Here is a 13,187-nt window from a genome sequence, read left to right on the forward strand (position 1 = left end):
CTTATAGATACAAAAAATGGAGATTTATGCAATTGTCGAATACTTCCGATTGCATTTTTGCATGATATGTGCGATCGACCGATTTTAGATTTTAGATTTTAGATTTTAGATTTACTCCACAGTTAAGTGGGGTGCGTTAGTCGATTTTAGATTTTAGATTTTAGATTTACTCCACAGTTAAGTAGGGTGCGTCAAGTAAGTCTTTTTGACAAAACGATTAATATTTTTACTGTGACGCACCTTACAGTTTTCTAATTCTTAATTATTATTTAAGCGCCCATGCCCGAATACTGCTTCAAACCCTGCCGCCATAGCCAGCGATTCCACACAAAAAACACCGCACTCCAACCCAACATTACCAACAAACCGCGGCCTAAATCTACGGGTAATCCTATCAAGATAGAAGCGGGAAAATGAATCAAATAAGGAAACGGCGTCCACAAAACTACTTCGCGCACGGGTGCGGGAAACACTTCTAGTGGCGCGATAAGTCCCGATAAAAACAGGTAAATTAGAAACCAGAATTGCTCGATCGCACTTGCCCTTTCCAGCCAAAAAGCAAACAGCGCAAAGGTATACTGTATAATAAACCGCAAGCAAAAAGCCAAGACGATAACCAGCAAAAACAGCAAAAACCTGCCAAAACTTGGCAGCCAAAAAGCCTGCGGGTAAAGTGCAAAAAACAGCAGCACTAATCCCAATACAAACGGCAGCCTCGCAAACCTTTCGGAAATGTGAGATACGAAGTGGTGCCATACGGGATCGAGAGGCTGCAACAATTTATTAGATAGCCTGCCTTGGACTACTTCCTTTTCAAACTCCCAAATCACCCAAACTACATTTGTTTGCCTGACAATGAAAGCCGCTAGAAAATAACGAGCAAAGTCGATCGAATTCAGCCCAAATTGACCAGTTTCGGCCGCCTGCATCCAGACACCCATCAAGATAAACGGCAAAGCTCCCGACAGCGCCCACAAAAACAACTCCGCCCGGTATTCGAGCATATAAGCGTAGTAGGTAACTAGCAAAGTTTTAGCAATTCTCACAATTCTGTTCATATCAATTCTAGATTTAATTTTTCTGTTTTAGCAACGGGCAAGATGCCCGTTCCACAAAATATTGAAACTCTTGTGGAACAGGCATCTTGCCTGTTCAATTTTTCTGTTTTAGCAACGGTTTTAGCAACGGGCAAGATGCCCGTTCCACAAAATATTGAAAATCTAGTGGAACAGGCATCTTGCCTGTTCAATTTTTCTGTTTTAGCAACGGGCAAGATGCCCGTTCCACAAAACATTGAAAATCTAGTGGAACAGATATCTTGCCTGCTATGGAGAATCAACCCAGCCAAAAACATTACACTTTTCCCGTGCGAAAAACTCTACCAATTACCTCTTCAATTGGCGGATCGGTAACAGTCAAATCTATCACTTCTAACTCCGCCAAAATCTTCGCCACGCTCACCGTCAGCTCTTCCCTTTTCACCAAAAATCGTACCGATTGTCCCTCAATAGATTCTACCTCGCCGTAAGCAAAAGCACTATCTTTTTCCAGCGGCTTAGCTAATTTTACCTGAACTTCCCGATAAGGTGCAAACCTGTCGAGCAATCCGTCTAAACTGCCATCATAAACTAATTGCCCTTCATGGATTAACAAAACGCGCTTGCACAAAGCCGTAATGTCAGCCATGTAATGACTCGTCAACAGCACCGTTGCTTGATAGCGCTCGTTATATTCTCGCAGAAATTGCCTGACGCTAAACTGTGCGTTTATATCCAAACCTAAAGTCGGTTCATCTAAAAATAATACCTCCGGCTGGTGCAGCAGCGCCGCCATCAATTCAGCTTTCATGCGTTCGCCTAAAGAAAGCTTTCGTACAGGCTGATTTAACTTGCCTTCTAGTGACAGCATCTCTGTTAATTCTCCGACTCGCCGTCGATAATCTGCATCGGGAATGCCGTAGACAGCGGCATTGATTCGCAGAGAGTCAAGCACAGGTAAATCCCAAATTAACTGCTGTTTCTGCCCCATCACTAAGGTGATTTTTTGCAGAAAATCGGCTTCGCGACGGAAAGGAGTACGATCGCACACACTCACCGTACCCGCAGACGGATAAATCAAACCCGTCAGCATTTTCAGCGTAGTAGTTTTGCCCGCACCGTTAGCGCCGAGAAACCCCACGAATTCCCCCGGTTCAATACTGAAAGAGACGCCCTCAACTGCTTTGATATTGCGGTAAGTGCGACTAAAAAAGTGTCGCACTGTTCCTTTAAGTCCCGGTTCTTTAATCGCTACTGGATAAACTTTGCTCAAGTCTTCAACTAAGATAATTGGCATCGGCTCAAATTTTAACTTTTATTTTAATCTAGGGTATTTCCATCAGGCTTGTGTCAAGATGGAGCGATCGAGCTATCTAGTAGGGTGCGCCAGCCATTGCTCGATCGCGAGTCAGGAAGTAACTGTGTTCTGGCGCACCCTAATAAACTGTAGAATATTGCAAAATATCCATAATCACATCGCACAAAGTTTACAACTATGGTACTCACCCCAGATAATTCAGGCATCTCTCGTTTGGTAGGAGACAATTCTCCTGAAAATATTACACTTGCACCAGGACAACTTGCTAGTTTTCCTGGGGGACTTTGGATGGTGGGCGGCAATGATACTGTCAGGGGATCGTCAGATGCAGAACGGATTTTCGGCAACGATGGTAAAGACAGTCTGTTAGGCGGTGTCGGCAATGATTCTATTTACGCCGGCAAAGATGATGACGATGTTTTGGGAGAAACTGGCGACGATTTCTTGACAGGAGATAGAAATAGCGATTTCCTTGATGGGGGTGCGGGAAATGATTTGTTGCGCGGAGGACAAGGTGTTGATTTGTTAGTGGGCGGAGACGGTAATGATACTTTAATTGGCGACAGAGATGTGGATATTTACCAAGGTGGTGCAGGGAATGATGTATTTGTTTTTAGAGTCGATCAAGCGGGAATCCGAGTAGTTGGAATTGAAGTTCCTGACGCGGTAATTGTGGATTTTGATAAGTCTAGCGATTCGATTGGCATTAGTGTGGCATTTACCAGCAGCAATATATCATTGGAAGAGGTAAGCTATAGCTTGAACGATCCGAGACTGCTGCTGATCAATCCTGCAACTATAGCGGGGGGAACGAGTTTGTTAGCCAAGGGTGGCATTTCCCAGCGAAGTCTCGATCCCGATGGCAACGGCCGTGTGGAAGCTACTAATATTAGATTTGGTTTTACTAATGCGTTGTTGGGTACTGTTTTGAATGTGACCCCAGCCGATTTAAACGATCGTTTTATTAATGCTAATTCTTTGCTTTAATTCGTTGCTTATATATCTCTAGTAGGGTGCGACCGGGCGCACCTTACCCATTACCCATTATCTAACTCATCGTCAAAACTGCGCGATAGCGCACTTGATTGTCCCGGACTTTCTGCATTGCTTCATTCGCTTGTGCGATCGCAAAAACTTCAACAATTGGCTCAATCTCAAACTTCTCTGCAATTGCCAGCATTTCATTAATCATAGCGCGACCGCCGATGAGAGAACTCACAATTCGGCGTTGCTTTACCAGCAGCGAAAATAACGGAATGCTCAAAGGTTCGTCGGGAACTCCCACAAAAGCAAGCGCACCGTTAGAATCGAGAAAATCAATGTACGGAACCCAATCTAAAGAAGCAGGAACAGTGCTCAACAAAATATCTAATTTGCTGCTGGGGGCTTGAGGAACTTCGCCTTTTCCTACTACAATAGCTTCGTCCGCCCCCATTTTATGTGCAAATTCTGCCTTATCTTGGGAAGTAGTAAAAACTGTAACTCGGTTGCCTAATTTTTTGGCAAATTGCACCGCCATGTGTCCCAAACCGCCGATGCCAAGAATGCCAATTTCTTGCCCAGAACTCATCCCCGCATTTCGCAAACCGGCGTAAACCGTAATTCCGCCGCACAACAGCGGCCCCGCTACGTTGGAATCGATGCCTTTGGGAATAGGAAAAGCAAAGCGGGAATCTACCATCAAATAATCGGCAAAACCGCCCGGCCCTGTAACAATTAATCCCTGGTTTTCATCGCAGAGATTTTCGTTACCGCGCAAGCAGTCGTGGCACTGCAAACAAGACGACCTTTGCCAGCCGACACCAACGCGATCGCCCACTTTTAAATGAGTCACTTGCGGCCCTATTTCTGCCACTTCTCCGATAACTTCGTGGCCCGGAACGAGGGGATATTTTGATTGACCCCAGTCATTGTCAATCATGTGCAAGTCAGAGTGACAAATGCCGCAGGCTAAAACTTTGATAATACATTCATGTACTTTTGGAGGTTCGACATCGAATTTGTATTCTTCAAGCAATCCGCCTGTTTTTGTAACTGCAAGTGCTTTGATTTGCATGGTGTATTTCCTGGTTTGTTTGCCATTATAGTGCTCGATCGACTTTCACAGTCTCTTTCTTTAGTTGTATATATTCAGGTGAACATACCCCTAGAAATGATGCGCGTTACTAATAATTTGTCGGGTGCTTGTGGCGCACCTTACCAATTAGCAATTACCAATTATAGCAATCCTCGCATCAGTTGTAAAAATATTTAGGGGTAGTGCTAATAGTGCCTACCCCAGCCTGCATCGGGGCAACCACGGGGGGGTTGCCCCTACAAGAATTACACAAATCATTTAGGATTGCTATAGCAATTACCAATTAGTCTCACAGCTTGCCATTTCCCATTGCCCACTGCATCAAACCGGGAAATAACCGATAAGCTTCCGATGCCAAAAAAGCAGGGCCGACGGTAACTTCTGCACGCTGATTTTTCAAAGCATCCCAGATAGCTTTAGCAATATCTTCTGGCTGAGTTGCCCACTCAGATTTCAGCATTTTGCTCATTTGCTGGCGGCGCGATTCGACTGCGGGTTCGTCTCGATCGCGAAATTGAGCTCTTTCTAAAAAATCGCTGTTAATCAGGCCCGGATGCACGGCGCAAACGTGAATACCTTGAGGCGCTAATTCCAATCGCAAAGTTTCTGTTAAACCTGTTACTGCATATTTGCTGGCACAATAAGCAGTCATTTGAGGCAAAGGCATTTTGCCACCAATTGAACCAACATTGACGATTGTCCCGGTTTTTCGTTCCAAAAAATGTGGCAACATTTCTTGAATTGTGTTAACGCATCCCCAAAAATTGGTATTCATTAATTGCTGCCAGTCTTCGGAGGTAGTGTGCTCGATCGCCCCCGTGAGACAAATGCCAGCATTGTTAACTAAAACATCGATGTTGCCGCAGGTATCTAGGGCTTTTTGGACGATCGCCCGCACTTGATGAATGTCGCCAACATCCCCCGGAATAGCAACAGCGGAAGTGCCTTCTCGCTGCACTTGAGCCGCTGCTGCTGCCAATCTCTCTGGCTGGCGAGCTACCATAACTACATCGTAACCTTTACTTGCAAATAAAATTGCTGTTGCTTTGCCGCTTCCTTGAGAAGCGCCTGTAATCAAAACTGTAGGAGCCATAGATAGTTATAAATTGTAATATCAATTCCGGTTCAACCGGAATGACAGTTGACTGTTGACTGTTAGCTGTTGACTGTTGACTGTTAACAGTTAACTGTTTGGACATTTGAACAATACCGATGCAACCGGAAACGAGATGATTCGGACTTGTGTGATGTTAATTTTTGTAGGGGCGGGTTCGCCAACAATAATTGCCCATAATCTACAATCTCATAAACCCGCCCTGCCCATACTGCGATATTGAAACTATAACAGAGGTCAGGTAATTTTAGGCGCGCTCTAGGTTAATATTTCTTGAGTATAGCAATTTTTCATTTGGCGATCGGGCTTTTTTAACGAACCGCGAAGGCGCGTTAGCGATGCGGCGCGTTAGCGCTAAGACGCGAAGGAAGAGAGAAGAGGAGAGGAGAAGAAGAGAAGAGAAATTATTCATAATTTGTGCGAAAATTGCTTTGTAAATTTTCCCAATGCCCTGTTTAGCCAATGCCCAATGCCTAAAAAATGAATCTTCCGAAACAAACGCCTAATTGGTCGATCGCCCTAGTGTTAATTATCGGCGTTTTAGCCGTCTCAACTTCATCAATCTTAATTCGGCTGGCTAACTTTTCAGCAGGGGCGGGCGGTTTGGGTTTCAGTCTGGTGCTCGCGGCCTCTCGTCTGACTTTATCTGCTTTAATTCTGCTTCCGGCTTGGCGAAAAATTCAGTGGAACACCCTGCAACCGGGAGCTCGGCGCTATGCTGCGGCTGCGGGTTTGTGTCTCGCCCTGCATTTTGCCCTCTGGATTACCTCACTTTCTTATACTTCGATCGCCGCCTCGACAGCCCTTGTCACCACTAATCCTGTCTGGGTAGCGCTTTTGTCGCGTTTCTGGTTCGGCGAAAAACTCAGCAAAATGTCGATCGCTGGTATTACTATAGCCCTGACTGGGGGAATGGCGATCGCCCTTGGAAGTGCGGGCGCAGCTAATGCTGGCAGCAGCCAACTGCTGGGCGATTTCCTTGCTCTGGCTGGTTCCTGGGCTGTCAGCTTGTATTTGCTGCTGGGGCGGGAAGCTCAGCGCCGGGGACTGGGAATTGGTGGCTATATCGCGATCGCCTATACTATTGCTGCGATCGTCCTGCTGCCTCTCCCCTTCGCCTTCGGCACTACTTATACTAATTACCCCGACATTGTATATTTTTATATTTTGTTAACGGCAGCTTTGCCTCAGTTAGTCGGCCACACCATTTTGAACTGGGCTGTAATGCAGATTTCCCCAACTCTGGTAACTCTTGCCATCTTGTTTGAACCGGTGGCGGCGAGTTGGTTGGGTTATTTGCTGTTTGGGGAAATGCCGGCGCCGGCGGTACTCGCAGGTGCTGCGGTGCTGTTGTTGGGTGTAGCAACCGCTACCGTCGGAGCCAAAAAAATTACTGTCAACACTTAAGAGTTAAAAGTTTTCGACATTGCCACTACAGTTGCCGTGAGTCAGAATAAAACAAATCAGGGCTTAAAAACAAAAATAACTCGTCAGTTAAATATCAGTTCCAAACTATCAAATGTCTGACTAATGACTAATAATACTCGGTTGCCTTTAGGAGAATAAAATTATGCTGCCAGAACAACTACAGCGGATCATCGGCTACTTTATCGAAGAAGCCACAGAACAGATCCAAATTATCGAACCAGGCTTGCAAGATATCCAAAACACCCTGGCAGATCCCCAAAGAATACACCAGCTCATCCGAGCCTCGCACTCGATTAAAGCGGGAGCAGCTATGCTCGGATTTAGCAGCATTCAGCGCATGGCTCATCGGTTGGAGGATTATTTAAAGCTGCTGAGAGAATGTCCGATCGCCATTGATAGCAGGCTACAATCGCTCTTAACCGAAGTTTTTGATATTTTAGCCGCCCTCGTGTCCAAGGTTTCTAAGGGTTTTGGGCTCAAGCACGAAGACGCAAACCAAATGCTATCCATCGCCGAACCAGTTTTTGACGAACTCGACGCTTACCTGAGATTGCGAATTCCCACTCGCCTGACGGTGAGAGCTACTACGGACGAACATATTCACGTTTTCTCCGGTTACTGCACCTCCCTGAGCGAATTTTCCTCGACTATTGCTTCGCGCGTCGGTTTGCTCGGAGGCACTATTACCCGCCACGATCAGGATAGCCAGGGGATACGCCTTTGTATTGACATTTACCTGCCGCCTTACACCAGGATCGAAAACATCCGCCAAGCTGTCGAACTCTCCGGCGCTATTATCGGGAATGTTCAGACGCAGCGCGACTTTTCGCTGCTGGCGACTGGAGATTATCCGCTTTACCAAAGTGCGATCGAACCTCCCGCAATTTGCATCGGATGCCGCTACTATTACGGCAGAAGCGACGGGGGCTACCTGCTCAACTGCACGATCCATCCCCGCGGCCCGGAAACAGATGATTGTCGCGATCGCGAACCGGAATAACCGCTGAAAACTCAGCCCTCGGAAGCACGATTTGCCTCTCGAAAAAATCTTCGGAAACCCATATTTTCCCTGATTTTTTTCACATTACCCCCTGCCATTTTTTTTAAGTTTTTAGACAACTACATCCTTCTTCCTTCGGAAATATCCCCTAACAACTGATACCGCAACTCGAATTAATTGCATCATGCTTGCAGGATGAGCGATCGCCCAGACATTGATTGTCAGACAAGTGATTGCCATAACTAGCAAGATGTATGTCGGAGGCATTACTACCCCGATCGCGAACCAGGTAAAAACGTGAAATATCATTGCTGTAGCCCAAAGGCTGGCGACAACCACAGACGCCCAAATTTGCATTCGAGGTCGGTTTAGTCCTGTCAAAATCGCTGTCTGCAAAGTAGTCAGCAAGTTTGCCGGAACTAAAAAGGCACAGATAGCTATGCAGTAGGTATGAGAAAATTCAGTAACTGTATTGAAGTCGAGCATCAGTCTAAATGTCTGGCCTGTTGGGTATACTTAAAGAGCTTAGCGTGACTTGACTTTCATATCTTGTCACCCTTACCTTAACTTAATATTTCAGTAAGTAGGCCGCTCTGGAGACGCATTTCTCTCCCCCTTTTCTTGCAGGGAAAATTTTACCACAAATATTAAAGTTTTGGAAAATTATTAAACATACTTGAAGAATCGCAACAATTGCTATGATAATTAACATCGGGAAGCGATAGTATATAGGAGCCAAGTCGGTAAAATTTATAGAAAGCTGAGGCTGGTCTCACAGCAACAAATACTGCCGGCTGATTTTCGACTAAATCTTTTTTGATTCGCTGATGATCGGATGATTGATTCTTGATTGATTCTCAGTGTCCGTCCAGGGATCGATCAGTTATGCGATCGAACAATATGAGATTATCATAGAAAAGCCACTTGGCTCTCAAATCTCAAATCATTAGAACCCTCTCGACATTTTACAGCGGAAGACAAAGAAAATGGATCTACAAATCACAATTCCCGCACTCGAAGAAGTTGACTTGACAAACTGCGACAGAGAACAGATTCACATATCGGGGCTGATTCAGCCACACGGGGTGCTACTTGTTGTACGAGAACCTGAACTAGAAATACTGCAAGTCAGTGAAAATACGCAAGATTTGTTAGGAGTAGAGCCCGAAAGTGCGATCGGTCGAAATTTGAGCTTATTCTTCAATAGAGTTCAACTCAAAAAACTCAAGCTTTGTTTGTGTAATGAAAACTTAAAAACCGTTAATCCCATTAAACTCTCTGTCATAAACAAAGGTAAATATTTAGAATTTGACTGCATCCTCCACCGAGTAGAAGAAGTATTGATGGTCGAGTTGGAATTGGCCACCAGCCCAGAAAATCTTTCAGTTTTTAGTTTTTATCATTCAGTGAGATCTACTATCAGCAAAATTCAAAGCGCCAAAAATCTCAAAGAATTATCTCAAATAACTGTAGAAGAAGTCAGAAAAATATCGGGTTTTGATAGAGTTATGGTCTATCAATTTGACCACGAAGGCAACGGCGCTGTAATCGCTGAAGACAAAGCAGAAATGCTGAGTCCTTTCTTAGGATTAAACTACCCAAGTTCAGATATTCCCAAACAAGCCCGACAACTGTATGCGTTAAATTGGCTGAGGTTAATCCCAGATATTAATTATCAACCAGTCCCCCTTGTTTCAGGAAATAATGCTCTCACGACCCAGCCGCGAGACCTGAGTTTCAGCGTATTGAGAAGCGTTTCTCCCATTCACATAGAATACCTGCAAAATATGGGCGTTGCAGCTTCGATGTCAATCTCGTTAATCAAAGACAAAAAACTGTGGGGATTGATTGCTTGCCACAACTATACACCAAAATACCTCAACTATGAATTGCGCGCCGCCTGCGAATTTATCGGGCAAGTAATGTCCTTAGAACTGCAATCAAAAGAAGGAAACGAAGACTACGACTACAAACTACACTTAAAATCCATTCAAACCAAGATTTTTGAAGACATATCCACGTCCGACAACTTGTCAGAAGTGTTAGTTAAATGTCAGCAGAATTTGCTAGAAGCAGTCAACGCCCAGGGAGCCGCAATAGTATTTGGAGACAAGTGCTATCAAGTAGGGCAAACACCTCAAGGAGAAGCGCTCAAATACTTAACTAATTGGGTGCAAAATAACCTCAAACAAGAAATTTTTTATACGGACTCGCTCACCAAATGCTATCCAGAAGCTGAGGAATTTAAAGACACAGCCAGCGGGTGTTTGGCCATAGCAATATCTCCGACTCAGAAAATATACGTTTTGTGGTTTCGCCCGGAAGTAATTAAGACCGTAAATTGGGCGGGCAACCCCAACAAACCAGTGGAAACCGATGAAGATGGCAACCCTCGACTGTCTCCTCGGAAATCCTTCGAGCTGTGGAAAGAAAATGTGAGGTACAAATCGTTGCCTTGGAAACAATGCGAAATAGAAGCTGCATTGGAACTGAAAAAAGCAATGATTAATATAGTGCTGTGTCAAGTCGATAAACTCGAAAAATTAAATACAGCACTAGAAGCATCAGTCGCCAGAGAACGGGAAAAAACTGCTCATTTAAAAACAGCGATGTCCGAGCTGAAGCGGGCGCAGACTCAATTGGTGCAAAGCGAAAGAATGTCAAGCTTGGGACAGTTGGTGGCGGCAGTAGCTTATGAAGTCACTAACCCGATTAACTTCATCTACGGCAATCTTAGCTATGCTAATGAATACAGTCAAAAAATGATCAATTTATTGCAGCTTTACAACCAGCACTATCCGTCGCCTTCGCCAGAAATTGAAGCACAAATAGAAGCAGTAGAATTAGAGTTCATAGTTGAAGACTTACCGAAATTGCTGGGTTCAATGAAAGTAGGAGCTAACCGCATCCGCGAGATAGTTCAGTCGCTGCGAAACTTCTCTAGAATTGACGAAGCAGAGATTAAACCAGTTGACATTCACGACGGATTGGATAGCGCTTTGTTGATTTTGAGTAATCGACTAAAACCGAAGCCCGATCGCCCCGCAATTCATCTCATCAAAGAATATGGTTCTCTGCCTTTTGTTGAGTGTTACCCAGTTCAAATCAACCAAGTATTTATGAATGTACTGGCAAATGCCATTGATGCTCTCGAAGATGCCTTTGTCAACAATAACTTATCGTCGCACGGCGGGGACAAAGAAGAGCCAGTTAAGTACGGACAAATTCGGATTGTGACTGAACTTTGTCCGGGGAAAAAAGCCGTAGCAGTTCGGATCGAGGACAACGGTTGGGGCATGGAAGAAAAAGTGCGCCAGAAAATTTTTGAGCCGTTTTTTACCACAAAACAGGTGGGCAAAGGTGCGGGGATAGGTTTGGCGATTAGCCACGAAATTGTGCTAGAACAACACGGTGGCAAATTGACTTGCATTTCTGCCCCCGGAGAGGGTACCGAGTTGATTATTGAGATTCCCTTGAGCCAAACTCACCCCACACCCATTGTCAAGTGAAAAAAAGTCCGCGCTAGCGAATCTATCCCAAAGGCTAGGAAATCGCCCCAATTCAAAAATCGAAAATTAGATTAAAATACAAAAGCAGCTAAGTAGATTTGAGCCAATTCAGAGGAAGCTAGTATGACTGAAAAAAAAACCGCCCAATGGGATGCCGGCCGGTTTCTCAAAACCTTGGCTTATTTCGGCGTCATTCCCTTCATTGGCAGCATTAGCTGGCTGCAACAACTCTTTGGAAGCAGCAGCAAAACTAAAAAAGACCAACCCAAACTGATACTGGTAGCCGGTGCTACCGGCGGCGTCGGGAAGCGAGTTGTCAAGCGGCTGCAACAGCGGGGATATAGAGTGCGAGCCCTCGTCAGAGATGCTAAAAGAGCAACAGAAATTCTCGGCAAAAATGTCGAATTAGTCGAAGGAGATATCACTCTCCCAGAAACCCTAACACCGCTAGTAACCGAGGGCATAGAAGCAGTTATCTGCTGTACTGGCACCAAAGTTCAACCAGTAGAAGGAGACACTCCAACGCGGGAAAAATATTATCAAGGCATCAAATTTTATATGCCGGAAGTTGTGGATGTTCCCGAAATAGTCGAATACAAAGGCCTCAATAATTTGGTGCAAGCTGTTCGCCGCCAGCTAATTAAAGCAGGCGAAAAAATAATTTTTGACTTCACAAAACCCAGCCAAGATTTAAAAGAAACTTGGGGTGCGCTAGACGATATCGTGATGGGCGGCACTAGCGAAAGTTCGATCGTACTTACAGACAATACAGCTATCTTCACAGGCAATGTTTCTACTGCCAACTCGGGCGGCTTTGCTTCGGTGCGTACCCGCAACTTCGATCCTCCCCTCAATCTCGCAGGATTTAGCGGTCTCCAACTACGTGTCAAAGGAGACGGCAAGCGCTACAAATTGATTGTTCGCAGCGAAGCTAAATGGGATGGAATTGGCTATTGCTATTCGTTTGATACTGTTTACAATATCTGGATTACTATCACTGTTCCCTTTGATGAGTTAATCCCAGTATTCCGCGCCAAAACTGTCAAAGATGGCTCTAAATTTGATGCCAGCACTATTTTTTCTTTTCAGTTAATGTTGAGCAAGTTTGAATATGATGGCGCGCTCAACCCGAAATTTACACCGGGTATTTTTCAACTGGAGTTAGAATCTATTAAAGCTGATGGGGGACAGACTTTGCCGCGATTTGTGATGGTGAGTTCGGCAGGAGTTACCCGCCCTGGCCGACCGGGAATTAACTTGGAAGAAGAACCGCCTGCTGTCAGGATGAATGATATGTTGGGGGGGATTTTGACTTGGAAGTTGAAAGGGGAGGATTGCGTGCGATCGAGCGGCATACCTTATACTGTTGTCAGACCTTGCGCTTTGACAGAAGAAGCGGGAGGCAAAGCTTTAATATTTGAGCAAGGAGACAATATTAGGGGCAAAGTCAGTCGGGAAGATATTGCAGAATTGTGCGTGGAGGCTTTGGAACAACCGCAAGCTTGCAACGTTACTTTTGAGGTGAAAGAGGGGGAAAATGGCAGTTCTCCCGGAGACTGGCAGGGTTTGTTTTCTGGAGTTAAATAAGTGTTAATCCCTTATTACTCGGCGGTTGAAACCGCGTCTACACAAACGAAGTCTGCCTCCGCAGACTAAGAGATAACTGGTTCCCAGGCTCGGCCTGGGAACGAGTAATAACTAATA

12 protein-coding genes are annotated in these 13,187 nt (G+C 45.1%); 7 read left to right on the top strand and 5 right to left on the bottom strand.

Translation table 11 applies throughout. The annotated features are described in order from the left end of the window. Window positions 1-269: 269 nt before the first annotated feature. Window positions 270-1,058, bottom strand: coding sequence for an ABC-2 family transporter protein (locus QUB51_RS07630; protein WP_333057421.1), 789 nt, complete (start codon window positions 1,056-1,058; stop codon window positions 270-272). Window positions 1,059-1,100: 42 nt separating this feature from the next. Between QUB51_RS07630 and QUB51_RS07635 the strand changes: the two genes are divergently transcribed. Next, window positions 1,101-1,412: a hypothetical protein gene (locus tag QUB51_RS07635; protein ID WP_333232104.1), complete on the top strand. Its 312-nt coding sequence runs from the start codon at window positions 1,101-1,103 to the stop codon at window positions 1,410-1,412. On the opposite strand, the gene QUB51_RS07640 is transcribed toward QUB51_RS07635, so the two are convergent. Next, window positions 1,354-2,334, bottom strand: coding sequence for an ATP-binding cassette domain-containing protein (locus QUB51_RS07640; RefSeq protein ID WP_333057420.1), 981 nt, complete (start codon window positions 2,332-2,334; stop codon window positions 1,354-1,356). The two genes, QUB51_RS07635 and QUB51_RS07640, sit on opposite strands and share 59 nt — an antisense overlap. 198 nt (window positions 2,335-2,532) lie before the next feature. Between QUB51_RS07640 and QUB51_RS07645 the strand changes: the two genes are divergently transcribed. Further along, window positions 2,533-3,342 carry a calcium-binding protein gene (locus QUB51_RS07645; RefSeq protein WP_333057419.1) on the top strand — a complete coding sequence of 270 codons (810 nt, stop codon included), beginning with the start codon at window positions 2,533-2,535 and terminating at the stop codon, window positions 3,340-3,342. 61 nt (window positions 3,343-3,403) lie between these two features. Here QUB51_RS07645 and QUB51_RS07650 read toward each other — a convergent pair whose 3' ends face one another. Then, a complete protein-coding gene (locus QUB51_RS07650) occupies window positions 3,404-4,411 on the bottom strand; it encodes an NAD(P)-dependent alcohol dehydrogenase (protein WP_333057417.1) in 1,008 nt (335 codons plus the stop codon). 15 nt (window positions 4,412-4,426) lie between these two features. On the opposite strand from QUB51_RS07650, the gene QUB51_RS07655 reads away from it, so the two are divergent. After that, window positions 4,427-4,609: a hypothetical protein gene (locus QUB51_RS07655; RefSeq protein WP_333057415.1), complete on the top strand. Its 183-nt coding sequence runs from the start codon at window positions 4,427-4,429 to the stop codon at window positions 4,607-4,609. 112 nt (window positions 4,610-4,721) lie between these two features. Here QUB51_RS07655 and QUB51_RS07660 read toward each other — a convergent pair whose 3' ends face one another. Then, entirely contained in the window at window positions 4,722-5,525 is an 804-nt protein-coding gene (locus tag QUB51_RS07660) for an SDR family oxidoreductase (RefSeq protein ID WP_333057414.1), read from the bottom strand. A gap of 501 nt (window positions 5,526-6,026) precedes the next feature. Between QUB51_RS07660 and QUB51_RS07665 the strand changes: the two genes are divergently transcribed. Together QUB51_RS07665 and QUB51_RS07670 are read left to right on the top strand one after the other, a co-directional pair. After that, window positions 6,027-6,953, top strand: a complete 927-nt coding sequence (locus QUB51_RS07665) for a DMT family transporter (RefSeq protein WP_333260485.1) — start codon at window positions 6,027-6,029, stop codon at window positions 6,951-6,953. Between the two features lie 163 nt (window positions 6,954-7,116). Beyond that, entirely contained in the window at window positions 7,117-7,974 is an 858-nt protein-coding gene (locus QUB51_RS07670) for an Hpt domain-containing protein (protein ID WP_333260488.1), read from the top strand. 111 nt (window positions 7,975-8,085) lie between these two features. On the opposite strand, the gene QUB51_RS07675 is transcribed toward QUB51_RS07670, so the two are convergent. After that, a complete protein-coding gene (locus QUB51_RS07675) occupies window positions 8,086-8,460 on the bottom strand; it encodes a hypothetical protein (protein WP_333057411.1) in 375 nt (124 codons plus the stop codon). A 500-nt stretch (window positions 8,461-8,960) separates the two neighbouring features. Here QUB51_RS07675 and QUB51_RS07680 point away from each other — a divergent pair, with 500 nt between their 5' ends. After that, on the top strand, window positions 8,961-11,483 hold the full coding sequence (locus QUB51_RS07680) for an ATP-binding protein (RefSeq protein ID WP_333260492.1): 2,523 nt from the start codon (window positions 8,961-8,963) through the stop codon (window positions 11,481-11,483). A 123-nt stretch (window positions 11,484-11,606) separates the two neighbouring features. After that, window positions 11,607-13,070, top strand: coding sequence for a CIA30 family protein (locus QUB51_RS07685; RefSeq protein ID WP_333057409.1), 1,464 nt, complete (start codon window positions 11,607-11,609; stop codon window positions 13,068-13,070). The last annotated feature ends 117 nt before the right edge of the window (window positions 13,071-13,187 follow it).

This window comes from Microcoleus sp. AT8-A3 (genome assembly GCF_036705675.1).
Lineage (GTDB): Bacteria > Cyanobacteriota > Cyanobacteriia > Cyanobacteriales > Microcoleaceae > Microcoleus.

Excerpts from the sequence above, each read along its gene's own strand:
- QUB51_RS07630 (WP_333057421.1), bottom strand. The coding sequence starts at position 1,058 with ATGAACAGAATTGTGAGAATTGCTAAAACTTTGCTAGTTACCTACTAC.
- QUB51_RS07635 (WP_333232104.1), top strand. The coding sequence starts at position 1,101 with ATGCCCGTTCCACAAAATATTGAAACTCTTGTGGAACAGGCATCTTGC.
- QUB51_RS07640 (WP_333057420.1), bottom strand. The coding sequence starts at position 2,334 with ATGCCAATTATCTTAGTTGAAGACTTGAGCAAAGTTTATCCAGTAGCG.
- QUB51_RS07645 (WP_333057419.1), top strand. The coding sequence starts at position 2,533 with ATGGTACTCACCCCAGATAATTCAGGCATCTCTCGTTTGGTAGGAGAC.
- QUB51_RS07650 (WP_333057417.1), bottom strand. The coding sequence starts at position 4,411 with ATGCAAATCAAAGCACTTGCAGTTACAAAAACAGGCGGATTGCTTGAA.
- QUB51_RS07660 (WP_333057414.1), bottom strand. The coding sequence starts at position 5,525 with ATGGCTCCTACAGTTTTGATTACAGGCGCTTCTCAAGGAAGCGGCAAA.
- QUB51_RS07665 (WP_333260485.1), top strand. The coding sequence starts at position 6,027 with ATGAATCTTCCGAAACAAACGCCTAATTGGTCGATCGCCCTAGTGTTA.
- QUB51_RS07670 (WP_333260488.1), top strand. The coding sequence starts at position 7,117 with ATGCTGCCAGAACAACTACAGCGGATCATCGGCTACTTTATCGAAGAA.
- QUB51_RS07675 (WP_333057411.1), bottom strand. The coding sequence starts at position 8,460 with ATGCTCGACTTCAATACAGTTACTGAATTTTCTCATACCTACTGCATA.
- QUB51_RS07680 (WP_333260492.1), top strand. The coding sequence starts at position 8,961 with ATGGATCTACAAATCACAATTCCCGCACTCGAAGAAGTTGACTTGACA.
- QUB51_RS07685 (WP_333057409.1), top strand. The coding sequence starts at position 11,607 with ATGACTGAAAAAAAAACCGCCCAATGGGATGCCGGCCGGTTTCTCAAA.